This is a genomic window from Mesorhizobium sp. M1A.T.Ca.IN.004.03.1.1, from assembly GCF_003997555.1.
In the GTDB taxonomy this organism is placed as follows: Bacteria; Pseudomonadota; Alphaproteobacteria; order Rhizobiales; family Rhizobiaceae; genus Mesorhizobium.
This window is the reverse complement of sequence record NZ_RZTV01001196.1, coordinates 1-231: the sequence shown is the minus strand read 5'-3', so window position 1 is coordinate 231 and position 231 is coordinate 1. Positions and strand designations below refer to the sequence as shown.

General features: G+C 60.2%; 1 pseudogene. It reads left to right on the top strand.

Features of this window, described 5'->3' with window-relative positions:
* Positions 1 to 108, top strand: a pseudogene (locus EOD29_RS37775) (AraC family transcriptional regulator); the annotation flags it as partial.
* Positions 109 to 231: the final 123 nt, after the last annotated feature.

Sequence of the window (231 nt, the reverse complement as noted above, 5' to 3'; positions counted from 1 at the left end):
GCGGGCTTTGCCGACCAGCCCCACATGACGCGCGAGGTCGGCGAGCTTTCGACGCTGACGCCCGCCGTCATTTTCGACCAGCTCGCCACGCGGAAAAGAGGCGACTGACCGTTTTGTTCAAGACGCTGTCGGCCGGTTTGTTATTCTGACGAAACCAAATGACAGGGACCTGCAAGCCATGACGACAATGCCCGCGAAAATCATCCACCGGTCGATCGAGCGCGATTGGCG